The organism is Flavobacterium endoglycinae, from assembly GCF_017352115.1.
In the GTDB taxonomy this organism is placed as follows: domain Bacteria; phylum Bacteroidota; class Bacteroidia; order Flavobacteriales; family Flavobacteriaceae; genus Flavobacterium; species Flavobacterium endoglycinae.
Genome location: NZ_CP071448.1, coordinates 2,165,115 through 2,190,683, shown reverse-complemented (window position 1 = coordinate 2,190,683; position 25,569 = coordinate 2,165,115). Strand labels below are relative to the sequence as shown.

Here is a 25,569-nt window from a genome sequence, read left to right as displayed (position 1 = left end):
AAGAAAAATCTTAGAGCCTCAGAACCTTAGCCTCTTAGTACCTTAAGTAATAATATTCAACATTTTCTGCGTTGCAATAATCGCTGCAACGGTTTGATCTGAATCTAATCCGCGGGTTTTGAATTCTTTACCGTTGTTGACCCATGTAATAATGGTTTCGCACAAGGCATCAGAACTACTTCCAGGCGGAATTCTCACGGCATAGTCAATCAATTTTGGAAGTGTTAGTTTTTTGCTTTTGTAAATTTTAGATAAAGCATTCATAAAAGCATCGAACTGACCGTCTCCTTGCGCATTTTCCTCGATTATTTCTCCGTTAAGATTTAAAGATAAAGTAGTCGAAGGGCGCATTCCTTTTGAGTGGACTAATATATAAGATTCGATTTTGATTTTTTCTTCGTAAGTATGACTGTCCAAAACATCAGAAATAATATATGGAAGATCTTCCTTCGTTACGGTTTCTTTTTTGTCGCCCAATTCAATAATTCTTTGGGTAACCAATTTCAAATCTTCGTTGTTTAATTTTAAACCTAATTCTTGAAGATTCTTTTCAATATTGGCTTTTCCAGAAGTTTTTCCGAGAGCGTATTTACGTTTTCTTCCAAAACGTTCTGGAAGAAGATCATTAAAATAAAGATTGTTTTTGTTGTCTCCATCAGCATGAATTCCGGCTGTCTGTGTAAAGACGTTGTCGCCAACAATTGGCTTATTCGCAGGAATTCTGTAACCTGTAAACGTTTCAACCAATTTGCTGACAGAATACAATGAAGTTTCTTTTACATTGATATTTACTTGTGGCAAATAATCGTTGATAACCGCAACTGTGCTTTCAAGAGGTGCATTTCCGGCACGTTCTCCCATTCCGTTTACCGTTACGTGAAGTCCATTGATTCCCGCTTTTATAGCTTCCATAACATTGGCAACACTTAGATCGTAATCGTTGTGTGCATGGAAATCAAAATGGATATTTGGATATTTTGCTTTAATTTTTGAAATAAATTCAAAAGTCAAAGACGGAATTAAAACCCCTAAAGTATCCGGAAGTAATATTCTTTTAATTGGTTGAGTTGCTAAGAAATCCAAAAACTGAAAAACATATTCAGGAGAATTTCGCATTCCGTTGCTCCAATCTTCCAAGTAAACATTGGTTTCAATGTTATTTTTTTTGGCTAAAGCAATAATTTGAGCGATTTCTGAAAAATGCTGTTCGGGTGTTTTTTTCAACTGATGCGTTAAGTGATTCATTGAACCTTTGGTCAATAAATTCTGCACTTTGGCACCCGCTTTTTTCATCCAGTCGATTGAAACTCCTCCGTCAACAAACGTTAAAACTTCAATTCTATTAATGTATCCTTTTTCTTCAGCCCAAGAAGTAATGCCTTTTACAGCTTGAAATTCTCCTTCGCTCACGCGCGCCGAAGCAATTTCGATTCTATCAATATTTAATTCCTCCAACAACAATTGCGCAATGGTCAGTTTTTCTGCAGCAGAAAATGATACTCCCGAGGTTTGCTCACCATCACGAAGCGTCGTATCCATTATTTCAATTTTTCTTTTTTCCATATTGATATTCTATATTTCTTTAATTTCGAAATGATAGTGGGTTCGTATTATTAATTTAGAAAGACCCGAAAGGTTTTGAAGCCTTTCGGGTCTAATAGACTGAATGATATTGCTATTAGTAAGGAAGTTTATCAGCAAAAGCTTTAATCTCTTCTTTCATGTTTTGTAAGTAATCAATATCGTCAAAACCATTAATTAGATTGTTCTTTTTGTAACCGTTAATAGCAAAAGATTCTTGCTCGCCAGTTGACAATAAAGTAATGGTTTGGTTAGGAAGATTAATTTCTAATTCTGTTTTTGGATCAGCTTCGATAGCTTTGAAAATATTCGCTAAAAATTCTGGGCTGATTTGTACTGGTAAAACACCTATATTTAAACAGTTTCCTTTGAAGATATCAGCAAAGAAACTAGAAACTACAGCGCGGAATCCGTAATCATAAACTGCCCATGCAGCGTGCTCTCTAGAAGATCCAGAACCGAAGTTTTTTCCCCCTACAAGGATTTTTCCACTATAAGTTGGGTTGTTTAAAACGAAATCTGCTTTTGGAGTATCATCTCCATTGTATCTCCAGTCTCTAAAAAGATTATCTCCAAAGCCTTCACGTTTTGTAGCTTTTAAGAAACGAGCTGGAATAATTTGATCTGTATCTACGTTCTCAATTGGCAACGGCACTGCGCTGCTTGTAAGTATATTAAATTTATCGTATGCCATTTTTTGGAATTTTAGATTTTAGATTTTGGATTTTAGATTTTCTTTTGAAAACGTAAAACTTTGAATCTAAAATATTTTGTTTTAATAATGTTAGTCAATTTCATTTGAAGACATTTGGATTCAGTTACATCAGCAATCTAAAATCTTCAATCTAAAATTAAAAAAGCTCCCTTGGATCCGTTAGTTTTCCTGTAACAGCAGCTGCAGCAGCCATAATCGGACTCGCTAATAAAGTTCTAGAACCGGGACCTTGGCGACCTTCAAAGTTTCTGTTTGAAGTACTTACTGCATATTTGCCAGCAGGAACTTTATCGTCGTTCATGGCTAAACAAGCAGAACATCCAGGTTGACGTAGTACGAAACCAGCTTCTGTCAGGATATCTAAAATTCCTTCTTCTTTAATTTGTGCTTCAACAACGTGAGATCCAGGAACTAACCAAGCGGTAACATTATCTGCTTTTTTTCTTCCTTTTACAATTTCAGCGAAAGCTCTAAAATCTTCAATACGTCCGTTTGTACAGCTTCCTAAGAAAACGTAATCGATTTGTTTTCCAATCATTACATCATCTTCGTTGAAGCCCATATAAGCTAAAGATTTTTTGTAAGTTTCCTCACCGCCTTCAACTTCTTTTGCACTTGGGATATGTTTTGTAATACCAATTCCCATACCTGGGTTAGTACCATAAGTAATCATTGGCTCGATATCAGCAGCGTTGATGTTTAATTCAGCATCAAAAACCGCATCAGCATCTGTTTTTAGTGTTTTCCAATATTCAACAGCTTTAGTCCAGGCTTCTCCTTTTGGAGCGTATAATTTTCCTTCTAAGAAATCAAAAGTAGTTTGGTCAGGGGCGATCATTCCGCCGCGAGCACCCATTTCGATACTTAAGTTACAAACCGTCATACGACCTTCCATAGTCATGTTTTCAAACACATCACCAGCGTATTCAACAAAGTAACCCGTTCCTCCAGAAGTAGTTAATTGAGCAATAATGTAAAGCGCAACGTCTTTTGGTCCAACACCTTTACTAAGTTGTCCGTTTACGTTAATACGCATTTTCTTTGGTTTAGGCTGCATAATACATTGAGTAGAAAGCACCATTTCAACTTCAGAAGTTCCGATACCGAAAGCGATAGCTCCAAAAGCACCGTGAGTAGACGTATGCGAATCTCCGCATACAATAGTAGCGCCTGGCAAAGTAATTCCGTTTTCAGGACCCACTACGTGTACAATTCCATTTTTTTGGTGACCTAATCCCCAGTGCGAAATTCCGTATTCGTTCGCATTATCTTCAAGAGCTTTCAGCTGGTTTGCAGAAAGAGGATCCTGAACTGGTAAATGTTGGTTTATGGTTGGTGTATTGTGGTCTGCAGTGGCAAAAGTACGTTCTGGGTATAAAACGTTAACGCCTCTTGATTTTAATCCTAAAAAAGCAACAGGACTCGTAACTTCATGAATGAAATGGCGGTCAATAAAAAACACATCTGGCCCATCTTCAATTTTACGCACAACATGTGAATCCCATACTTTGTCAAATAATGTCTTACTCATTTTTTATTTTTTTAAATTGTAATTTCTATAACCACAGCAATTTCCTGTTCATTATAATAGCAAAACAAAAGTAAAAAAAGATAAAAAAGCGTCAATTTCAATATTTCATTATATACGATACCCAAACTAAATTACAAATTGCCAATAGGCTTTTGCAACTTCAAATTTGAAAGAAAAATGATTTAGAAACTGATTTTGTTTTTCTTTTTCAGATTTAATTCTGCTTGATTGTTTTTTGTTTTAATAGTTTGCAAATTTATCTCATAATCACCATAAAATGGAGGGTTTAATTCGAAAAAATGTAACAAAACAAATAAAAATAGTAATAATTGTTAGTTTTGATTTTGTGGTCTCTTTTGTGCTTTTTCACTTTTATAAAGCTTAAAATGATGTTTTTTGGGCGTTATTTAGATTCAATAAACAATTGAAATACTACGACATCCAAGAAGTGAATTTTTATGAATTTTTATGAAATAAGAGTTCAAAATTGCATTCAGAAAAAAACAAAAACCGATTTCTTTTTTTTGATAAATAAAAAGAAATCGGCTGGATTAATTTAATGAGTTTTTAAATTCTAAAGGAGTAAGACTGGTTTTCTTTTTGAATAGTTTGCTGAAGGATTGTGGATATTCAAAACCTAATTGATATGCTATTTCAGCAACTGAAAGATTGGTTGTAATTAGGAAATCTTTTGATTTTTCGATGAGTTTGGAATGAATGTGCTGTTGTGCATTTTGTCCCGTTAAATTCCGAAGCATATCGCTTAAATAATGACTCGAAACATTAATTTGTGAAGCCAGAAATTCTACAGTTGGTAATCCTTTTTTTAAAGTTTCGGCGTTGCTGATATAATTATCAAGAGTTTCTTCAACTTTTAATAATAAATCGTGGCTGATTGTTTTTCTGGTGATGAATTGGCGTTTGTAAAAACGATTGCTGTAATTTAACAGTACATCAATATAAGAAACGATAACATCTTGGCTCATTTCGTCAATTGCCGTATTGAGTTCATTTTCGATGCTTTTTAATAAACCAATAATAATTGTCTTTTCGCTGTCTGAAAGGTGCAGTGCCTCATTGGTGTCATATGAAAAGAAACCATATTTTTTGATACTTTTCCCTAAAGGATAATTTCTAATAAAATCAGGATGAAACAAAAGCGTATAGCCTCCATATTTGGCACCTTCCTCGTTTTCGGTAAAAATTAATTGGTTGGGAGAAGCAAACATAAGCCCGCCTTCATTAAAATCGTAATATCCCTTACCATAACCCATTTTTCCAGTGGCCGAAAATTTATAGGATATTTTATAAAAGTCAAGCAAAAAAGAAAAATTAGCTAAATCCTCATTTACGACCAATTTCGCATTGTCCACTAAACTCACCATCGGGTGAAGTGGTTTTGGCAGTCGAAGCAAGTCATGAAACTGTGATATAGAAGAAATTTTTGCAGGAGTATTGTTTTTCTTTTCCATGATATAAAAGTACGAAATTTTAAAAGTAATTAGGTTTTCAGTAAAGTATTGGACAATCTCTTTGATTTTAAAAAGTAGCTTCAGAGAAGCAAAATATTTATAGGAAGATATTTAACATTGAGAGCAAAGCTCCAGCGGAGCATAATATCCATTATGATGCGAGTATATTACGCTCCGCTGAAGCTTGATAAGATTTATTATTCTCCAAAAAATTGTTTGCTAAATTCAGTACGAAAAACTTCGTCTCCAACTTCTAGTCTTTGTTTGTACATTGCTTTTGCATCTTCTCCGGCAACGTATCTTAATTGTTTTTTTCCGTCGGTTGCGGCTTCGTAAACTACGTCGGCAATTTGTTCTGCTGTTGACGCCATTTCAAACATCGTGTCAACATTGGCAAACAATTTATTTGACAATGTTTCATATTCAGGCTGAATTCCTGTGTCTAGCGAACCGTGTAAAAATTCGGTTTTAATGCCGCCTGGAGAAACTGTTTTAATGTTTATCCCAAATTGATTTAGTTCGAAAGCCATGCTTTCGCTCCAGCCTTCAAGTCCCCATTTTGTGGCGTGATAGATTGAGCTTAAAGGAAAAGCGATTAGACCGCCAATTGAAGTTGTAGAAATAAACAAACCACTTTTTCTTTCTCTGAAATACGGAATAAAAGCATTTGTAACGCGTATTACTCCTAATAAATTAGTGTTTAGCTGTTTTGTAATTTGATCATCTGTAAGACTTTCCAAAGGGCCAATCAAGCCATAGCCAGCATTGTTGAAAACAATATCTATATCGCTTAATTCTAATGCTTTTTTTACGGTGCTTTGAATCTGCTCATAATTGGTAACGTCTAATGGTAAAAGCGTTACGTTTTTTAATTGAGAAAGTTCGGTTTCCTTCTCTGGAGTTCTCATGGTTGCGATTACATTCCATCCTTTTTCGTGGAATAATTTTGCTGTTGCTTTTCCTAAACCTGATGATGCCCCTGTGATAAAAATTGTTTTCATGATTATTGTTTTTTTAATTGTTATAATTTGATGAAGCAAAGTTCAGGATACATCAGAGCTTAAAAGTGTTCATTTTGGAGCAATGAGTGTTCAAAATGAATAATCGAAGTTTTTTGATTAAAAAACTTTGAGCGTAATTGTTTTAAACACATAGAAACATAGTTTTTCTTGGTCTAAAGGCGTTTCGCTTATTTTAAATACACGTAGCTATGTGTGAAAATCTAGATTTTTTTTCAAACTTCTTTTTACAAGATCGAGATCTATATTTCTATGTGTTTAAAATTTTAAGAGTTGCATTTGACAGGCTTTATTTAACGCATTTGTTAACAACTTTCGCTTCGTTATTTCTCTAAAAAAAGCGTAAATTTGAATTCTTTCCATTTTTCATTTCGTATTTTGTTATGTTTCATGTTGTCAGTGTTTTGCAATATGGAAGACTTGAGATTTGGAGTTTCAAAATTTGACTTTTTAGAATTCTATGTATTTAATATTCGATACCGAAACAACCGGATTACCAAAACGCTGGGATGCCCCAATTACTGATTCTGATAACTGGCCTAGATGTATACAGATTGCTTGGCAGCTTCATGACGAAATGGGACAGCTTATTGAGCATCAGGATTATTTGGTAAAACCTGAAGGATTTAATATTCCGTACGATGCTGAGCGTATTCACGGAATTTCTACTGAATTGGCTGAGGCCGATGGAATCACTTTGGCCGAAGTTTTAGAGAAATTTAATATTGTTTTAGGAAAAACTAAGTTTATCGTAGGTCAGAATTTAGGTTTTGACGTTAATATTATGGGAGCCGAATTCCATAGAATGGGAGTAGATTCTACTATGGCTTCCATTCCTGTTCTGGATACTTGTACCGAAGTTACTGCTTCATTATTACAGCTTCCTGGGGGACGTGGAGGAAAATTTAAACTTCCAACCTTAACAGAATTACACAGCTACCTTTTCGATCAGCCTTTCGCGGAAGCGCACAACGCAACTGCCGACGTTGAGGCAACTACGCGCTGTTTCTTGGAATTGGTTAGAAGAGAGGTTTTTACCAAAGAAGAACTGGATGTTCCGAAGGAGTATTTCAAAGATTTTCAAGAAAGAAATCCACAGCCATTTCAGCTTATTGGTTTAAAACACATCAACTTAAAAGCAGCTTCTGATAAAATCAGAGAACAGCTTAAGGCTTTAGCCGGAGAAGGTCAGCAGACTGTAGTTTCAGAAGAAGATAAAGCTGATTTTAAGGCTGCAAAATTTGCACATTTACACAATCATACACAGTTTTCGGTTCTTCAATCTACAATCGGAATTGGAAATATCGTTGCCGCTGCCGCGAAAAACGGAATGCCGGCCGTAGCCATGACCGATACTGGAAACATGATGGGAGCGTTTCATTTTGTGAGTGCTGTTATGAATCACAACAAAGCGGCTTCTGGAAAAAACAAAGCTTTAGTAGAAGCAGGAGAAGAGCCAACCGAAACAGAGGTTAAACCTATTGTAGGTTGTGAATTTAATATCTGTGAAAACCATTTGGATAAAAGTAAAAAAGACAACGGTTACCAAGTTGTTTTATTGGCTAAAAACAAAACAGGATATCACAACTTAGCCAAAATGGCTTCGATTGCCTATACGGATGGTTTTTATTATGTTCCCAGAATTGACAGAAAGATTGTGGAACAATACAAAGGCGATATCATGGTTTTGTCTGGGAATTTATACGGAGAAATTCCGAGTAAAATCTTGAATATTGGTGAAAACCAAGCTGAGGAAGCTTTAATTTGGTGGAAAGAACAATTTGGCGAAGATTTCTATCTGGAAGTCATGCGCCATAATCAGGAAGATGAAAACCGTGTTAATAAAACTCTGATTGAGTTCTCTCAAAAACACAATGTAAAGCTCATTGCTACCAACAATACCTATTATTTAAATAAAGAGGATGCCAATGCACACGACATTTTATTGTGTGTAAAAGACGGTGAAAAGCAAGCCACACCAATTGGTCGTGGTCGTGGTTATCGTTACGGACTTCCAAATCAGGAATACTATTTCAAGTCCGAAGAAGAGATGAAAAAGCTCTTTGCCGATCTTCCTGAAGCGATTATAAACATTCAGGAAATTGTAGATAAGGTAGAAGTATATTCACTTTATCGAGATGTACTACTTCCAAAATTTGATATTCCAGAAGAATTTGTTGATCCGGAAGACGAGAAAGACAATGGCGTTCGCGGTGAAAATGCTTATTTACGTCACCTTACAATGGAAGGTGCGAAAAGAAGATATGGAGAAATTACTGAATCAATTCAGGAACGTCTGGATTTTGAATTATTGACGATTTCGAATTCAGGATATCCAGGTTATTTCTTGATTGTACAGGATTTCATTGCCGAAGCTAGAAAAATGGACGTTTCGGTGGGGCCAGGACGTGGTTCTGCAGCCGGCTCTGCGGTTGCTTACTGTCTCGGAATTACCAATATTGACCCAATTAAATACGACTTGCTTTTTGAGCGTTTCCTAAATCCTGACCGTGTATCGATGCCCGATATTGATATTGACTTTGATGACGAGGGTCGTGGACGTGTAATGGAATACGTAATCAACAAATACGGTCAAAAACAGGTGGCGCAGATTATCACGTATGGTAAAATGGCGACCAAATCGGCGATTCGTGATACGGCTCGTGTACTGGATTTACCTTTATTTGAAGCCGATAGAATTGCAAAACTGATTCCGGGGATGATGCCGTCAAAATGGAATTTGGCGCGTTTTATCTCGGAAAGTGAAGATGAAGTTAAAAAAGCACTTCGTTCTGACGAATTTGATAATGTAAAAGAATTAATCGCGATTGCCAATGAAGATGATTTGGCAGGAGAAACCATTCAGCAGGCAAAAATCCTTGAAGGATCGATGCGTAACACGGGAATTCACGCCTGCGGGGTAATTATTACGCCGTCGGATATTACGAATTACGTTCCGGTTACCACCGCAAAAGATTCGGATTTATATGTAACACAGTTTGACAACTCGGTTGCAGAAAGTGCTGGATTGCTGAAAATGGACTTCTTGGGTCTGAAGACCCTGACGCTGATAAAAGATACCGTAAAACTGGTAAAATACAGAACAGGAATTGAACTCAATCCAGATACTTTCCCCATTGATGACGAAGAAACCTATGCGCTTTTCCAAAGAGGTGAAACCGTTGGAATCTTCCAATACGAGTCGCCTGGGATGCAGAAATACATGAAAGATCTGAAACCAACGGTTTTCGGGGATTTAATTGCCATGAATGCCTTGTATCGTCCGGGACCTTTAGAGTATATCCCGTCTTTCGTTCGAAGAAAAAATGGAGATGAGGAAATTAAATACGATTTGGATGCCTGTGCCGAATATTTATCAGAAACCTACGGAATTACAGTTTACCAAGAGCAGGTAATGCTTTTGTCTCAGTCTTTGGCAGGTTTTACAAAGGGTGAGGCCGACGTCTTGCGTAAAGCGATGGGTAAGAAACAAAAAGACGTACTAGATAAAATGAAGCCGAAGTTTGTTGAACAAGCGGCAGCAAAAGGACACGATGCTAAAATTCTAGAGAAGATTTGGAAAGATTGGGAAGCTTTTGCGAGTTACGCCTTCAACAAATCGCACTCGACCTGTTATGCTTGGATTGCGTATCAAACCGCTTATTTAAAAGCACATTATCCTGCAGAATATATGGCGGCCGTACTTTCGAACAACATGAACGATATCAAACAGGTTTCGTTCTTTATGGAAGAATGTAAACGTATGGGATTGCAGGTTTTAGGACCATGTGTAAATGAATCATACTATAAATTTACCGTAAACGATGATTATGCGGTTCGTTTTGGAATGGGAGCTATTAAAGGAGTAGGAGCAGGAGCTGTAGAAACCATTGTAGAAAATCGAAAAGACGGAAGATATAAATCGATTTTTGATTTAGCAAAGCGAATTGACCTTCGTGCAGCCAACAAAAAAGCGATTGAGAATTTAGCATTGGCAGGAGGTTTTGATTCTTTTGAAGGAACAACAAGAGCACAATATTTTCACGATGATGGCGACGGAATTACTTTCTACGAAAAAGCAATGCGTTACGGATCGAAATTTCAAGAAAATGAAAATTCATCTCAAGTAAGTTTGTTCGGAGAAACCAGCGAAGTTCAAATTGCAGAACCTGTTGTTCCTCCATGTGAAGATTGGAGCACAATGGAAAAACTGGCAAAGGAAAAAGAAGTTGTTGGAATTTATATTTCAGGGCATCCGCTTGATGATTTTAGATTTGAAATGAAATATTTCTGTAATGCCCGATTAGAAGCGCTGAAAAATATGAACGATTATGTTGGTAAGAACCTGACTGTTGCAGGAATTATCAATAACGTCCAGCATCGCGTGGCCAAAAACGGAAAAGGCTGGGCAGCTTTTAATTTAGAAGGATATGATGAAAGTTTTGAGTTCAAGATTTTTGGTGAGGAATATTTAAAATTCCGCCATTTCTTAATTCAGAACAACTTTGCATTCATGAAAATTCTAATTAAAGAAGGCTGGGTAAATCATGAAACCGGTAAAAAATCAGATCCAAGAATGCAGTTTGTTGAGGTAAAACAATTGCAGGATATATTGGAGACTTTAGCCAAAAAACTGATTTTATTGTTGAATATTAAAGATTTACATCCTGATTTTATCCACAAACTAAACCATCTTTTTAATGAAAATAAAGGAGATAATTCGGTAACCTTTGAAATCATGGAACTAGAAAACATAAAACGCTTGATTGAAGTAGAAACAACAAGTGAATTTGAAGATAATGAAGATGCCGTTTTTGAAGATGAAAATGATGATGTAGAAACTGCCGCAGGTGAAGCCAAAATGCAGGAGGTGAAAGAGGTTGAAGAAGTCAAAGTAGTGACCAAATTAACCATGCCAAGTCGTAGGTTAAAAGTTAAGATTTCAGCCGAATTACTGGCAGAATTAGAGAAAATGCAGATTAATTTTAAATTGAACTAAAAAATTAACAGTTAAAATTTAAACGTATGTTAATTTTTTATGTTAAAAATATGCATGCATAATACTTTTTTAGTAATATTGTCGGAAATTACAACGTTTTCGTTGAATGTCTAACAAGGCAAATTATAGGAATATGTTAAATTGTCCTAAGTTTGTATAAATCAATTAAATCAGAATTATGAAAAAGAACCTATTTTTATTAGGATTATTAGTTTGCTCTATGACCGCCATGGCGCAGACAGGAAGTGCGGACAAACCAGAAAGCTGGTATTTTAAATTGGGTGGATCATATTTCAACCAAACTGCATCAACTGAATTTCCAGAAGTAGGAGGTCAGGCACCAAATAGAGATGTTTATTCAGGAACATTATCAAATAATAAACTAGTTTCAAGAGAAAGTATTACGGGGTCTTTTGGACAAGGTTTTAGAAGTGGAATTACGGCAGGATATCGTTTTTCTACACGTTTAGGAGTAGAGCTATCTGCAAACTATTATATCAGCAATAGTAAAACTATGGCTCAAACTACTAATAGACTTTATTCTTATGATCCAGCTACTACTGTTGCTACATATATTAGTTTTGAGGCAAACGGGCAGATTAAAGCTTTTGATGTAGCTCCTGCAATTGTAATGTTTTTAGGTGAAGCGCATGGTTTTGAACCATATACTAAAGTTGGAGTTATTGTACCAATTCACGGTACATTAGATATTAAAACAGATAGAGAGCTTTTGTCTTATGTAGGTACTAATCAAGTAGCAAAAAATAATATCTATTCGAAAGATGTTGTAAAACCAAATCCAACAATTGGATTCATGGCATCTTTAGGTACATCTTATAAATTAGGAAAACACATTTCTGCTTTTGCTGAATTAGAGTATCGTAATTTTACTGTACATGGTAAAACTAAAGAAACTACTGAATATACTGTGAATGGTCAAGATGCTTTGGCAACAAGAAATACATCTCAAAGATATACAGTATATCATGATAAATTAAATTCAAATTCTAATAATGCTTTATTTAACCCAAATACAGCAACTACAAACGATACAACAGATACAACTAGACCTAATGACAAAATGGACGAATTAAGTTCTTATGTTGGAATCTCTGGTTTAGGATTAACTGTAGGTTTAAAATACAGCCTATAATTTCCAAGTTTTTTATAGTTTACAAAAGAGGATATTCGAAAGAATATCCTCTTTTTTATTTGAATTGCCTCCTGCTTTATCTGGAGGTTGAGAAAATGGATTAAAATGAAAGGCTTTAGCCAAACTACCAGTTTGGCTAAAGCCTTAAAATTCTTTGAAAAAATTCCTCCAGCTAAAGCAGGAAGCAATTCAAATTAGAACATAATAATTATCTCGAAGTTTCTCTAAATTCCTTCAAAACCTGATCAATAACCCAGGTTGTTCTTGCACCAGAAACTCCTTTTGATGGAGAAGCGCCTTCATTACCCAAAAGTTCAGCAATAACAGTTTCTATAAACGGCTGCTGAATATGTAGCGGATTTTCTATCGTAATACTTTCTTTTTCTCCATTTGCATATTGAATGTGAATTGGATCATTTCCGAAAGTAGAAAAAGAGATTTTTCCTTTATCACCGACAATTTCGGTATTGTCGTAACGTTCGAAACTGGCAAAATTCCAAATTCCAGATCCGTGAATTCCGTTTTCAAATAAAAACGACATCGAAACTGCATCTTCTGCAGGATAAGCTAGTAATTGAGAAGTTGCATGCCCGCGGACAGATTTTATGGCACCTAAAACAAAATCCAAGAAATCAAGAGTATGACAAGCCAAATCCACAAAAATTCCTCCACCTGAAATATGTGGCAAAACAGTCCACGGAAGATTGATTTCATCATCGTAGCGTTTCTCAAACGGATGGTATAAAACACAATTTACGTGTCTAATAGTTCCTAATTTTCCTTGATCGATTATTTCTTTAATTTTTAAAAAACGAGGCAGACCTCTTCTGTAATATGCCACAAATAGAGGTACATTATGTTCTTTGCAGGCACTGATCATTTCGTTACATTCTTCAAATGTCAAAGCCATTGGTTTTTCAACGTAAACCGGTTTTCTGGCTTTGGCGCATAAAATGGTGTATTCTTTATGAGAAGATGGAGGAGTGGCAATATAAACAGCATCTACTTCTGGATCGTTTATTAAATCTTCAGCATTTGAATACCATTTCGGAACGTTGTGACGTTTTGCGTAATCTTCAGCAAGAGCTGCATCTCTTCGCATGACGGCAACTAAAGCAGAGTTTGAAGCTTTCTGAAAAGCAGGTCCGCTTTTAACTTCGGTAACATTTCCGCAGCCAATAATTCCCCATTTTATAATTTCCATTCTTTAAGTTTTTAGTTTCTCAAATTTAGTATAAAAGCTTTGTATAAAAAAGGTAGCCACGAATTCTCGAATTTTATTTTAATCTATGAGTTTAAAAATGCTGTGGCTAATTGCTCGAATTTATTTCACGCAGATTTAAAAAGATTTAAGCAGATGCTCTCAGATTTTTAAATTAAATCAATTTAGATCTGCCTAAATCTGCCAGATCTGCGTGAAATAAAATAGCCACGATATTCAGAAAATAATTCGTGAATTCGTGGCTAATAAAAAAATTAAGCTTAAAGTTTTACTTTTTCGGCAAAGAAGTAAACCCCATATTGTAAAGTGTGAATGCTTGAATGTCTACATTCTCTTGAATGGTAGCCGCAACAGATTTTCCTGCTCCGTGTCCTGCTTTAACATCGATTCTAATTAAAACCGGATTGTTGCCTGTTTGTTTTTCTTGCAATTCAGATGCAAATTTGAAACTATGAGCTGGAACTACACGATCGTCATGATCTCCCGTCGTTACCATAGTAGCAGGATAATGAGTGCCTTGTTTTACGTTGTGAACCGGAGAATATCCTTTTAAATATTCGAACATTTCTTTGCTATCCTGAGCAGTTCCGTAGTCGAAAGCCCATCCTGCACCGGCTGTAAAAGCATTGTAACGAAGCATATCCATAACTCCAACAGCTGGTAAAGCTACTTTCATCAAATCTGGGCGTTGTGTCATTGTAGCACCAACTAATAAACCTCCATTAGATCCTCCGCGAATTGCTAAATAATCAGATGAGGTATATTTTTGGGTAATTAGATATTCTGCGGCAGCGATAAAATCATCAAATACATTTTGTTTTTGAAGTTTGGTTCCTGCATCGTGCCATTTTTTTCCGTATTCACCGCCACCTCTTAAGTTGGCAACAGCGTAAACGCCGCCGTTTTCCATCCAAACTGCATTTGCAATGCTGAAACTTGGTGTTAAACTAATATTGAATCCGCCGTAACCGTAAAGGATTGTTGGGTTTTTACCGTCTAATTTTGTTCCTTTTTTATACGTAATAATCATTGGAACTTTTGTGCCGTCTTTTGAAGTATAGAAAACTTGTTTAGACTCGTAATCTTCGCTTTTAAAATCTACTTTTGGTTTCTGATAAATTTCTGATTTACCTGATTTTGGTTCAAAAGAAAAGATAGTTCCTGGAGTGGTATAATTGGTAAAACTGTAGTATAGAATCTTTTCGTCTTTTTTACCGCCAAATCCGCTGGCAGTTCCTACAGCTGGAAGTTTGATTTCACGGATTAATTTTCCGTTATAATCATATTGAAGCACAAACGAAACGGCATCTTTTGTATAGTTTGCAAAAAAGTATCCAGCTCCAGTTGATGGATTGAGTACATTTTCGGTTTCTTTGATGAAATCTTTCCAGTTTTCTTGTTTTGGATTATTGGCATCAGCTAAAACTACACGTCCGTTAGGCGCTTTGTAATCTGTTTCGATAAATAATTTTGTTCCTTCATTTTCTATTATGGAATATGAATTATCAAAGTTGTCTATAATAGTAACAATCGGACTGTTTGGTTTAGTTAAATCTTTGATATATAATTCATTTCCGTAAGTAGAATTGGCAGCTGTAATAATTAAGAAATGATCATCCTCGGTAACATAACCGCTAACATATCTTCGTTTTTGATCGGCACCAAAAATGACTTTATCTTCTTTTTGAGAAGTTCCTAACTTATGGAAATACAATTTATGCTGATCTGTTTTGGCAGATAATTCACTTCCTTTTGGCTTTTCATAACTTGAATAGTAAAAACCTTCATTTTTATACCAAGAAATACCGCTGAATTTTACATCCACCAAAGTATCTTCTAAAACCTTTTTAGAAACGGCATCAATGATAATGACTTTTCTCCAGTCACTACCGCCTTCAGAGATAGAATAAGCCGCTTTGTTTCCGTCTTTCGAAAAATCCAATCCTCCAAGAGAAGTGGTTCCGTCTTTTGAGAATGTATTCGGATCTAGGAAAATTTCTTCTTTACCGTTCTGATCTTTTCTATAAACCACAGACTGATTTTGAAGTCCGTTGTTTTTATAATAATAGGTAAACTTTCCTTCTTTAAATGGAGCTCCGATTTTTTCGTAATTCCAAAGTTTTTCCATTCGCTTTTTTAATTCTTCACGAAACGGAATTTTATCTAAATAACCATAGGTCACTTCATTTTCAGCTTTTACCCAAGCAGCTGTTTCGGCAGATTTATCATCTTCTAGCCAACGGTACGGATCGCTTACTTTAGTATCAAAATAAACATCAACAGTTTCTCCTTTTTTAGTTTGAGGATATTGAATTTTACCTTGTCCAAATGAAATCCCTGCAGTTGTTATTGCCATTAATAAAAATGTTTTTTTCATAGTTAGTTTTATCTGTTGTAACAAAAATAATGCTTTTTGTGAGAATGGATAAGTTTTTAACCGCAAAGGGCGAAAGGAAAAAAGCGCAAAGTCCACAAAGTTTTTTATTTGCTTTGCGAACTTTGCGCTCATCTTAGCGTCTTTGCGGTTAAATTAAAAATCTTATAAATTGAAATTAACTCCCAAAACGATGTTTCTTCCAATATTCGGAATACCATCTGTTTTTAATCTTGAAAGGTGCGCAATGTATTTTTTATCAAATAAATTGTTTCCGTTTAAGTTAATGTCGAAAGCCGTTTTTCCTAATTTAACAGTTCCTCCAAAACCTAAATTTACCAAAGTATATCCTTTTGAAGCTGTTTCGAAACCGCTTACATTATCTTGGCTGAAAGTTGAAGAAACGTTTAAAGAAGCAAAACCTTCACTTAACCAGTTTTTGATATTGAATTCTGTTCTAAGTGTATTATTCCAGTTGTTTGCAGGAATCAAAGGAAGATAATCTTTGTTCTCTTTTTTACCGGTAACCGTTTCAAAACTCGTTTCAAAATGCAGCCAATCTAAAGGATGCGGGTGAAAATGTAAACCAACTTCACCACCGTATAATTGTGCATTATCTTGAACGTAAGCAAACACATCATTATCATCACGAGTTTCTCCAGTTGGCGAAGTATAAATGTAATTGTTTACGTGGTTGTAAAATCCGTTTACAAAAAACTCAAAATGGGTGTTTTTATATTCTAAATTTAAATCGGTTTGAACGTTTTGTTCGGTTTTCAAAGCGGCATTTCCAATTTCGTAACGATTTGTTCCTTCATGCACACCATTTGAAGTTAATTCGGCTAAGTTTGGCGCTCTAAATCCAGTTGCCACATTTAAACGAAGCGTAAATGGTTCTGCCAATTTGGTTTTGTAACCTAACGATGCATTAAAACTATCGAATGATCTGTCAAGAGGCAGAAAATATCCTTCTTCACCTTCAGTTCCGTGGGCGATAGAAGTAATATTTCGATTGTCGAAACGTAATCCAGCTTGAATAACGCTGTTGTCCCATTCGTAATTTGCAGTTCCAAAAACACCAAAATCATTCGTTGTAGCATCTGGAATTAAATATTCTTCACCAGAATTTTTATTGGTTTGGTGCATTCCTTGAACTCCTACAATAGTCTCAATTTTTCCGAATTTAGGAAAATGATATTTTGCATTGTAATTGAAAGTGTTCAATTTCATGTGTAAAGATGCTTCGTTGCTGTCTTCAAACTCGCTTCGGTCATTAGAAATATATCCTAAATCGACATCTAATTTTGAGTTTTCGAAGAAAATAACATTGTTTAAACTCAATAAATGATTGAAGATTCCTTGTCTTGGAAATTGTGTGTCCTTGCTTGACGATTGTTCAGCGATTCCTTCTTCTGGAATTCCAATATCCAATTTGTTGTAATTGTATCTTAAAACACTTGAAAAACTTGAATTGCTATATCCAATTCCGGTTTTAAAATCGGTTTCGTTGTAACGTGAATTGGTTACGCGGTCGCCGCCTGAAATTTTATAATCAGAATGGGTATTGTAGCTTCCTCTAGCTAAGAATTTCCAATTGTCAGTTGAGGTTTTTAATCCGATAGAAGAGTTGCTTCCTTCTGTATTGGTAAAATATTTTTGACTAAAATTGGCTTTAAAAGTACCGGCATCGGCAAATTTCTCAGGATTAAAGTATAAAACTCCTCCTAAAGCATCAGAACCATATAATAGCGATGCCGGACCTTTGATAACTTCAACACTTTCTATTCCAGCATCATTTAAACCTAAACCATGCTCGTCTCCAAACTGCTGATTTTCGATACGAACGCCTTGCGAATACACCAAAACACGATTGCCGCTAAGTCCTCGGATTACTGGTTTTCCAATCGAAGTTCCAGTTGAAATTTGAGAAACTCCCGGAATAGTGGCTAAACCTTCAATTAAAGTAGAGGTTCCTTTTTGTTGTAATGTTTTGATGCTTTCATGCTCAATTTTCATTACGTTCTGTGATTGGAGTTTGTTGAAAGGTGTAGAAACCACCACTTCATCCATTTCTAAAATAGATTCTTCAAGTATAATATCTAAAGTATTCTGTTTTAATAATTTCGCGATTGTTTTATTTTGATTGGCATAACCAACATAGGTAAAAGCAATACGTAAACTTCCGTTTGGAAGATTGTTTAATTCGTACTTTCCGTTTGCGTCAGTTGTAGTTCCTTTATGTAATTCAGGAGCATAAACAGAGACTCCAGGCAATGGATTATTTTGTGTATCAGTTACAGTTCCTGAAACTGAATTTTGAGCAGATACAATGCTCGAGATCCCTAAAATAAGGGCTAATATGAATTTTTTCATTTGGATGATGCTATAGTTAATTGTTTTTCCTTCAACAAAATTGAAACATACAGCAAAGTATTCTGATCCTGATTTTTAAAATAGGATTAGGAAACTCAACGTAGTTTTGAATTTAAATGAAAGAAAGATTTTTTTGATGGTGGAGTTTAAGCAACTACAGCAGGAGGTCCTCGTAATAAATACGGGGTTTTTGAAATTGAAAAAATCTTTTCAGTCAGCGGAAAGAAATAAGGAATATCGCTGTTGAAATAATAAAACTGAAAAGAAAAGCTCTGTGGAACAGTGAATGATTCAAAAGCAAAATTACAAACAAAACAAACGTCGTAATTATGGTGCTGGTGTGTTATTTCGCCGCTTGGGTCGTTGTAACTATGATGACACTGCTTTTCGGAAAGCTGTTTTACAATATGCTCATAACTGTGTATCGACTGAAACAATATTGAGAACAATACTGTTACAGCAAAAGAGAAACTTAATATGAGCTGTTTTTTCTTCATCGTAGCAACAAAGGTATAAAAGATCATACAAATACGGATTGATTTTTTGCTTTCAGCTGCGTATTATTTGAAAAAAGTTCAGTAAACCCTTTTATTCGTCATCAAAAACAGAATATTTTGTTTAGAATCGCATCCTGAACTGGCATTATATTATATTTGTAAGTGAAATAAAACTAATCTTAAAAACGTTTCAATATTTAATTCTGTTTTAAAATCTAAAAAATATATGCGATCACTGTTTAGCTGTTTGTTTTTAATCTTGTTTTTCAATGTTTTTGCGCAGGAAAGTGCTAAACCAGAAATAAAACCTATAGTTAAAATAGATTCTTTGTACAGAGAAGACCAGTTTTATTTTTCGGTAACCTATAACATGTTTACAGATCTTCCAGATAAATTCAAACAAAATAAATTTTCACTAGGACTCTCTGGAGGTTTTCTGCGCGATATGCCTATTAACAAATCGAGAACAATTGCTATTGCAGCAGGTTTAGGATTGAGTTATCAAAATTATTATCAAAACCTTACAATTTCTAAAGATCCGGCAGGAGCACCTGTTTATGCCGTTAATAATTACGGAGAATTTGTTTCTAACCGATACCGACAATATTCTGTAGAACTTCCAATAGAATTTAGATGGCGTAATTCCACTTTTGAAAGTTATAAATTCTGGCGTGTTTATTTAGGAATGAAATTCAGTTATGCCTTTTCAAACACATCACTTTTAGATGATGGCGAAAATAAATACAGAATCAATAATAATCCAGACATTAATAAATTTCAATACGGACCTTATCTTTCGGCAGGGTATAACACTTGGAATATTTATGTGTATTATGGTTTAAATCCGTTGTTTGATTCTTCCACTACTTTATTAACAGGAGAAAAACTGAATTTAAAAACCTTAAATGCAGGTTTGATCTTCTACATCTTATAACCACAGGTATAAAAATAATACCTGAGGCAGAACACCAATTAATAATCCTGCTACGAGTTCTTTTGGTGTATGTGCTTCCATCTCGAGTCGTGATGAAGCCACAACTCCAGTCATTAAAATTAAAAAAGCGGACCAATACGGATTCTGCATTTGAAGATGCAGATTTAATCCCGCAGCAAATACCATAAAACCGCTTATGGCAGCCACATGCAGACTTGCTTTAATTTTGAATAATGACAATACCAATGCCGCAATGGTGGTAAACAAAGCGCCTAGAAAAAAGAAATGCAGTTCGGGATAACGAACAATTACAATACTTCTTTTTACCAGTAAAATATATAAAAAACACTGCAGTATAAGCGGAACCCTTCTTTGAGAATTCTCAGGAAGCATCATCGATTTTACATGTCCGGTAGAACGCAATAGCATAAAAAATAATATTGGGACAATAATGGTAATGACCAAAATTTGAAAAAGGACAAAATATTTTTCCTGCGTTGTAAAAATATCATCTTTACAATACAAGTAAAACAATGTGGCATACATCGATATAAAAATCGGATGAAATATATAGGAGAATAAAACTAGGATTTTTTTCAAAACGTAATTTTTGTGGTATTAAACAAATATAATCAAATAATGTTTTTGTTAGCAATTACAAGAATTTCTATGACTAAACATCTTTCTAACTTAAAAATAAATTAGCGAAAAATTGAGAGATTCGTGGCAAACCTTTTTTTAAATTTGACAAAAAGAAATTTCAAAATGAGCATAAACCTAAAAAACCTGATTTCAGTTTTTAATGCTGAATGGACAGGTTCTGATACTGACACTTTTATCGATCACGTTTCGATCGACAGCCGTTCTTTACAAAACGGGTCGCAAACCTTGTTTATTGCCCTTTCTGGTGTTAATAACGATGCTCATTTATACATTTCAGAACTTATAGAAAAAGGAGTTCAGAACTTTGTGGTGCAATATATTCCCGAAAATGTAAAGGGAAAAGCCAACTTTTTAGTAGTTAAAAATACGCTGAAAGCACTTCAGGAATTAGCAGCCTATTATCGTGATTTATTCGATATTCCAGTCATTGGTTTAACGGGAAGTAACGGAAAAACAATTGTAAAAGAATGGCTTAATTTTTTGCTGAGTCCCGATTATAACATCATTCGAAGCCCGAAAAGTTACAATTCGCAAGTTGGAGTTCCATTATCAGTTATTGCGATAAACGAAAAACACAATTTAGGAATTTTCGAAGCCGGAATCTCAACGGTTAATGAAATGGTGAATCTTGAAAAAATCATCAAACCCAGCATTGGTGTTTTAACTAGTATTGGTTCTGCTCACGATGAAGGATTCGAAAATGCTGAACAAAAAATCAAAGAGAAATTACAGCTTTTCAAAAAATCAAAAGTTATTGTGTACCAAAAAAATAAATTGGTAGATCAATGTCTGGCAGATTTTTGTGCCGAATATCCCCTTCCAGAAAGAACACTTTTTTCATGGAGTTTTACAGATGATTTAGCTTCTGTTTATATTCTGAAAAAAGAAACCCAAGACGATATTACGACTATTCAATATCAATATAATGACGAAATATTCAATTTAGAAATTCCGTTCAGCGATTCGGCTTCCATAGAAAATACGATTTCTTGTCTGTTGGTCTTATTGTATTTCAAATACGATTTTGAAGTTATTCAAAGCCGTGTGAAACTACTATATCCAGTTGAAATGCGTTTGGAAGTTAAAAACGGAATTCACAATTGCAGTCTTATAGACGATAGTTATAGTTCTGATTTCCAATCTTTAAAAATTGCTTTGGACTTTCTGGAAAGCCAGAAAAAGAATGCTTCAAAAACCGTGATTCTATCGGATATTTTTCAAAGCGGATTTTCGAATGAAGAATTGTATTCAAAAGTTTCCCAGTTAATTTCAGACAATAAAATTCATCGTGTAATTGGAATTGGCCCTACGATTTCTTCTTTCAAAGATAAATTTGCTAACAGTACTATGTTTCAAAATACAGCCGATTTTATCAATGAAATAGAAAGGTTTGATTTTAATAATGAAACCATTTTGATAAAAGGAGCAAGATCTTTTCAGTTTGAAGAAATTGTATCGCTTCTAGAAGAGAAAACACACGAAACCGTTTTGGAAATTAACTTAGATGCCATAACTCATAACTTCAATTATTTCAAATCAAAGCTGAAACCAGACGTTAAAATGATGGTTATGGTAAAAGCATTTGGTTATGGTAATGGCGGACTTGAAATTGCTAAATTACTCGAACATCATAAAGTAAATTATTTAGGTGTGGCTTTCGCCGATGAAGGAATTTCATTGAAAAATGGCGGTATCAAACTGCCTATAATGGTTTTAAATCCTGAATCGACCAGTTTTCCTTCAATTATTCAATATCAGTTAGAACCTGAAATTTACAGCTTAAAAGGATTGAATGCTTTTTTGAAGATTGCCAGAGAAAAGAACTTAAAAGACTATCCAATACATATTAAAATGGACACTGGAATGCATCGTTTAGGTTTTGAAAACAATACAATCGATGAATTGATTGCAACTTTAAAAGGAAATTCAACCGTTCGTGTACAAAGCATTTTATCGCATTTGGCAACAAGTGATGATCCGCAGTACTTTGATTTTGTGAGACAGCAGATTGCGTTGTTTGAAAAACTGTCTTCAAAATTAATGACAGAATTAAACATAAACCCAATCCGACATACTTTAAATACCTCTGGAATCAGTAATTTTCCAGATGCACAATATAATATGGTACGTTTAGGAATTGGTTTATATGGAGTTTCCAACGATCCAGCAGAACAGAAATATTTGGAAAATGTTGGAACTTTAAAATCGATTATTTCGCAGGTTCGAACTATTCCTGCCGGCGACAGCGTAGGTTACGGACGTCGTTTTATGGCCGATAGAGAAACCAAAATCGCAACCATTCCTATTGGTTATGCCGACGGAATTGCAAGACTATGGGGAAATGAAGTTGGGTATGTGACGATTAAAAATCAAAAAGCCAAAATTGTAGGAAGCGTCTGCATGGATATGTTAATGGTAAACGTAAGCCATATCGATTGCAAAGAAGGCGATTCGGTGATTATTTTTGGCGAAAGCCCAACTGTTATCGAAATGGCAGCGGCGTTAAAAACCATTCCGTATGAAATTATGACCAGTATTTCGCAAAGAGTAAAGCGCGTATTTTTCCGATAGCGTTAAGAATTTTCAATTAATTTGCGTATTTTCGATATTCATTTAATGTTAAACTAAACAAATCAGATATGGGATTTTTTTCAGAATTTAAGGCATTTGCAATGAAAGGCAATGTAGTTGACCTTGCCGTTGCTGTAATTATTGGAGCTGCTTTTGGTAAAATTGTAAGTTCATTCATTGAAGACGTAATTACACCTTTGGTATTAAAACCCGCTCTAGAAGCAGCACATTTAGAAAAAATTCAAGATCTTACGGCTTTTGGAGGCGTAAAATACGGAATGTTTCTTTCGGCGGTAATTAACTTTATAATTGTAGCATTTGTTTTGTTCTTAATTATTAAAGGGATAAGTAATCTTAAAAAGAAAGAAGAACCAGCTCCGAATCAGCCTGCAGCTCCAACTCAGGAAGAACTGCTTACACAAATTAGAGATCTTTTGAAAAATAAAAATATATAATACCGCTACACTATGTCTAACTTAACCGCCTTCTAAAGAGGCGGTTTTTTTTGGTTTATAGATAATTTTTGTAGGAAAAGTAATATTTTTGCAAAAAAATAATCTATAATTTTGATTAATAATGAAAGTGGAATTAATACCTGTAATTGAAATTTTTAATAGTAATGAAAATATAAAACTCCCTGATTTAGGACCTTCTTGGAAATACAAGGACGAATGGGAAACTTATCATTATTTATGTAATAAAGCGGATGGTTTTTCTGAGAAGCTTAAATCCTATACTAAAGGCTCTTGGCTGTATAAAGTGGATGAAATATCAGACGAAGATTTACTGTTGCTTATTTATAAAGAAATTGAAACGCAACAAACAGAAGAAAATAATGGAATAGAAGATTTAGCTTGCTCTTTTAGTGGAGGTTATGTTTTACGACTTGATGATGTTGATGTTTATTTTCCTCAATGTTGTGGCTGCTTAGCCGATATAAAAGAATGGGAAGGTTTGATATTAGGAAAAACAAATAGTTTTTATCCAGGTCATCCTTTTCCGCGGGTAACCGAGAACGAGAATAAAATTCGTTTTGATTTTATTGACATTGAAATAAGAGAAAGTTTTGCTCCCCCAGTTCCTGTAAATATAGTTGAAATTGAAAAAATAGATTTAAAATTAGCAATTGCCGAGGCAAACAAAATCTTACAGATATTTGCAGACCAACTTATAAAAATTAATGAAAAGGAGAACCTCAGTATCTCAAATATTGATAGAAGGCTTATATGGGCAGATGAAGAGTTTGACTAATATACAGAAATCCCAAGTGATTTTAATATTTTCAAAATTTGTTTAAATTATAACATTTTGTTATTTTTTGTGAATCACCTTGCAGAGACTTTTATTATACTTACTTTTGCGTTACAAATTTGATTAATTGATTATTTAAAAATATAAAAATGAGAATTGCAGTTGTAGGTGCTACCGGAATGGTTGGCGAAGTAATGCTTAAAGTTTTAGCAGAAAGAAATTTTCCTGTTACAGAATTAATTCCTGTTGCATCAGAAAGATCAGTGGGAAAAGAAATCGAATACAAAGGAACCAAATATAAAGTAGTAGGTTTACAGACAGCTGTTGATATGAAAGCTGATATCGCTGTTTTTTCTGCAGGAGGAGATACTTCATTAGAATGGGCTCCAAAATTTGCTGCTGCCGGAACGACTGTAATTGACAACTCATCTGCGTGGAGAATGGATCCAACTAAAAAATTAGTAGTTCCAGAAATCAATGCTGACGTTTTAACTAAAGAAGATAAAATTATTGCAAACCCAAACTGTTCTACTATTCAAATGGTTTTGGCTTTGTCACCTTTACATAAAAAATACAACATTAAAAGAATCATCGTTTCTACGTACCAATCTATTACAGGAACTGGTGTAAAAGCGGTTAAACAATTAGAAAACGAGTACGCAGGAGTTCAAGGCGATATGGCTTACAAATATCCTATCCACAGAAATGCCATTCCACACTGCGACAGTTTTGAAGATAACGGATACACTAAAGAAGAAATGAAATTAGTGCGTGAAACTCAAAAAATTCTAGGTGATAATACAATCAGAGTTACAGCTACTGCAGTTCGCGTGCCAGTTGTAGGCGGACACAGTGAAGCGGTAAATGTTGAGTTTACAAACGATTTTGATGTAAATGAAGTTCGTGAAATTCTACACCATACTGATGGAGTAGTGGTGCAGGATAATTTAGATACATTTACATACCCAATGCCTTTGTACGCAGAAGGTAAAAATGATGTTTTTGTTGGAAGAATCCGTCGTGACGAAAGCCAGCCAAATACATTAAACATGTGGATTGTTGCCGATAACTTAAGAAAAGGTGCAGCAACAAACACGATCCAAATTGCTGAATACTTAATAAAGGCAGGTTTGGTTTAATCCGTTGAGATTAAAGAAAATTGTTATAAAGAAGGCCGTAATTACGATAAGTAGTTACGGCTTTTTTGAGTTTAT

At 34.8% G+C, this 25,569-nt stretch carries 17 protein-coding genes; 7 read left to right on the top strand and 10 right to left on the bottom strand.

Annotated features, from left to right (window positions below):
* Positions 1–42 precede the first annotated feature (42 nt).
* The 5 genes from J0383_RS09505 to J0383_RS09485 form a co-directional block, all read right to left on the bottom strand.
* Positions 43–1,563 (bottom strand): alpha-isopropylmalate synthase regulatory domain-containing protein, encoded by a 1,521-nt coding sequence (locus tag J0383_RS09505; protein WP_207298158.1) that lies wholly within the window; start codon positions 1,561–1,563, stop codon positions 43–45.
* A 115-nt stretch (positions 1,564–1,678) separates the two neighbouring features.
* On the bottom strand, positions 1,679–2,275 hold the full coding sequence (leuD, locus tag J0383_RS09500) for a 3-isopropylmalate dehydratase small subunit (RefSeq protein ID WP_207298157.1): 597 nt from the start codon (positions 2,273–2,275) through the stop codon (positions 1,679–1,681).
* Positions 2,276–2,432: 157 nt separating this feature from the next.
* The gene (gene leuC / locus J0383_RS09495; RefSeq protein WP_207298156.1) at positions 2,433–3,827 is read right to left on the bottom strand and encodes a 3-isopropylmalate dehydratase large subunit; all 1,395 of its coding nucleotides are present in this window, start codon (positions 3,825–3,827) and stop codon (positions 2,433–2,435) included.
* A 551-nt stretch (positions 3,828–4,378) separates the two neighbouring features.
* On the bottom strand, positions 4,379–5,299 hold the full coding sequence (locus J0383_RS09490) for a helix-turn-helix domain-containing protein (RefSeq protein WP_207298155.1): 921 nt from the start codon (positions 5,297–5,299) through the stop codon (positions 4,379–4,381).
* Positions 5,300–5,496: 197 nt separating this feature from the next.
* On the bottom strand, positions 5,497–6,300 hold the full coding sequence (locus J0383_RS09485) for an SDR family oxidoreductase (RefSeq protein WP_207298154.1): 804 nt from the start codon (positions 6,298–6,300) through the stop codon (positions 5,497–5,499).
* A 478-nt stretch (positions 6,301–6,778) separates the two neighbouring features.
* On the opposite strand from J0383_RS09485, the gene dnaE reads away from it, so the two are divergent.
* On the top strand, positions 6,779–11,317 hold the full coding sequence (dnaE, locus tag J0383_RS09480; protein WP_207298153.1) for a DNA polymerase III subunit alpha: 4,539 nt from the start codon (positions 6,779–6,781) through the stop codon (positions 11,315–11,317).
* A 178-nt stretch (positions 11,318–11,495) separates the two neighbouring features.
* A complete protein-coding gene (locus J0383_RS09475) occupies positions 11,496–12,470 on the top strand; it encodes an outer membrane beta-barrel protein (RefSeq protein WP_207298152.1) in 975 nt (324 codons plus the stop codon).
* A 208-nt stretch (positions 12,471–12,678) separates the two neighbouring features.
* Here J0383_RS09475 and J0383_RS09470 read toward each other — a convergent pair whose 3' ends face one another.
* The 4 genes from J0383_RS09470 to J0383_RS09455 form a co-directional block, all read right to left on the bottom strand.
* Complete coding sequence (locus J0383_RS09470) at positions 12,679–13,674, bottom strand: Gfo/Idh/MocA family protein (RefSeq protein WP_207298151.1); 996 nt, start codon at positions 13,672–13,674, stop codon at positions 12,679–12,681.
* Positions 13,675–13,960: 286 nt separating this feature from the next.
* On the bottom strand, positions 13,961–16,069 hold the full coding sequence (locus J0383_RS09465; protein WP_207298150.1) for a prolyl oligopeptidase family serine peptidase: 2,109 nt from the start codon (positions 16,067–16,069) through the stop codon (positions 13,961–13,963).
* Between the two features lie 162 nt (positions 16,070–16,231).
* Positions 16,232–18,439 carry a TonB-dependent receptor gene (locus J0383_RS09460; protein ID WP_207298149.1) on the bottom strand — a complete coding sequence of 736 codons (2,208 nt, stop codon included), beginning with the start codon at positions 18,437–18,439 and terminating at the stop codon, positions 16,232–16,234.
* Positions 18,440–18,585: 146 nt separating this feature from the next.
* Positions 18,586–18,963, bottom strand: a complete 378-nt coding sequence (locus tag J0383_RS09455; protein ID WP_239023295.1) for a hypothetical protein — start codon at positions 18,961–18,963, stop codon at positions 18,586–18,588.
* 199 nt (positions 18,964–19,162) lie between these two features.
* Between J0383_RS09455 and J0383_RS09450 the strand changes: the two genes are divergently transcribed.
* Complete coding sequence (locus tag J0383_RS09450) at positions 19,163–19,870, top strand: porin family protein (RefSeq protein WP_207298148.1); 708 nt, start codon at positions 19,163–19,165, stop codon at positions 19,868–19,870.
* On the opposite strand, the gene J0383_RS09445 is transcribed toward J0383_RS09450, so the two are convergent.
* On the bottom strand, positions 19,865–20,470 hold the full coding sequence (locus J0383_RS09445) for a hypothetical protein (protein WP_207298147.1): 606 nt from the start codon (positions 20,468–20,470) through the stop codon (positions 19,865–19,867). The genes J0383_RS09450 and J0383_RS09445 overlap by 6 nt on opposite strands.
* A 165-nt stretch (positions 20,471–20,635) precedes the next feature.
* Between J0383_RS09445 and J0383_RS09440 the strand changes: the two genes are divergently transcribed.
* From J0383_RS09440 to J0383_RS09425, 4 genes are all read left to right on the top strand, one after another.
* On the top strand, positions 20,636–23,104 hold the full coding sequence (locus tag J0383_RS09440; protein ID WP_207298146.1) for a bifunctional UDP-N-acetylmuramoyl-tripeptide:D-alanyl-D-alanine ligase/alanine racemase: 2,469 nt from the start codon (positions 20,636–20,638) through the stop codon (positions 23,102–23,104).
* Positions 23,105–23,172: 68 nt separating this feature from the next.
* Positions 23,173–23,559, top strand: a complete 387-nt coding sequence (gene mscL / locus J0383_RS09435) for a large conductance mechanosensitive channel protein MscL (RefSeq protein ID WP_207298145.1) — start codon at positions 23,173–23,175, stop codon at positions 23,557–23,559.
* Between the two features lie 121 nt (positions 23,560–23,680).
* Positions 23,681–24,355, top strand: a complete 675-nt coding sequence (locus tag J0383_RS09430) for a hypothetical protein (RefSeq protein WP_207298144.1) — start codon at positions 23,681–23,683, stop codon at positions 24,353–24,355.
* Positions 24,356–24,504: 149 nt separating this feature from the next.
* The gene (locus tag J0383_RS09425) at positions 24,505–25,494 is read left to right on the top strand and encodes an aspartate-semialdehyde dehydrogenase (protein WP_207298143.1); all 990 of its coding nucleotides are present in this window, start codon (positions 24,505–24,507) and stop codon (positions 25,492–25,494) included.
* Positions 25,495–25,569 lie beyond the last annotated feature (75 nt).

What these genes read in the sequence shown, in the direction of transcription:
- J0383_RS09505 (WP_207298158.1), bottom strand. Translation starts at nt 1,563, where the DNA reads ATGGAAAAAAGAAAAATTGAAATAATGGATACGACGCTTCGTGATGGT.
- leuD (WP_207298157.1), bottom strand. Translation starts at nt 2,275, where the DNA reads ATGGCATACGATAAATTTAATATACTTACAAGCAGCGCAGTGCCGTTG.
- leuC (WP_207298156.1), bottom strand. Translation starts at nt 3,827, where the DNA reads ATGAGTAAGACATTATTTGACAAAGTATGGGATTCACATGTTGTGCGT.
- J0383_RS09490 (WP_207298155.1), bottom strand. Translation starts at nt 5,299, where the DNA reads ATGGAAAAGAAAAACAATACTCCTGCAAAAATTTCTTCTATATCACAG.
- J0383_RS09485 (WP_207298154.1), bottom strand. Translation starts at nt 6,300, where the DNA reads ATGAAAACAATTTTTATCACAGGGGCATCATCAGGTTTAGGAAAAGCA.
- dnaE (WP_207298153.1), top strand. Translation starts at nt 6,779, where the DNA reads ATGTATTTAATATTCGATACCGAAACAACCGGATTACCAAAACGCTGG.
- J0383_RS09475 (WP_207298152.1), top strand. Translation starts at nt 11,496, where the DNA reads ATGAAAAAGAACCTATTTTTATTAGGATTATTAGTTTGCTCTATGACC.
- J0383_RS09470 (WP_207298151.1), bottom strand. Translation starts at nt 13,674, where the DNA reads ATGGAAATTATAAAATGGGGAATTATTGGCTGCGGAAATGTTACCGAA.
- J0383_RS09465 (WP_207298150.1), bottom strand. Translation starts at nt 16,069, where the DNA reads ATGAAAAAAACATTTTTATTAATGGCAATAACAACTGCAGGGATTTCA.
- J0383_RS09460 (WP_207298149.1), bottom strand. Translation starts at nt 18,439, where the DNA reads ATGAAAAAATTCATATTAGCCCTTATTTTAGGGATCTCGAGCATTGTA.
- J0383_RS09455 (WP_239023295.1), bottom strand. Translation starts at nt 18,963, where the DNA reads ATGATCTTTTATACCTTTGTTGCTACGATGAAGAAAAAACAGCTCATA.
- J0383_RS09450 (WP_207298148.1), top strand. Translation starts at nt 19,163, where the DNA reads ATGCGATCACTGTTTAGCTGTTTGTTTTTAATCTTGTTTTTCAATGTT.
- J0383_RS09440 (WP_207298146.1), top strand. Translation starts at nt 20,636, where the DNA reads ATGAGCATAAACCTAAAAAACCTGATTTCAGTTTTTAATGCTGAATGG.
- mscL (WP_207298145.1), top strand. Translation starts at nt 23,173, where the DNA reads ATGGGATTTTTTTCAGAATTTAAGGCATTTGCAATGAAAGGCAATGTA.
- J0383_RS09430 (WP_207298144.1), top strand. Translation starts at nt 23,681, where the DNA reads ATGAAAGTGGAATTAATACCTGTAATTGAAATTTTTAATAGTAATGAA.
- J0383_RS09425 (WP_207298143.1), top strand. Translation starts at nt 24,505, where the DNA reads ATGAGAATTGCAGTTGTAGGTGCTACCGGAATGGTTGGCGAAGTAATG.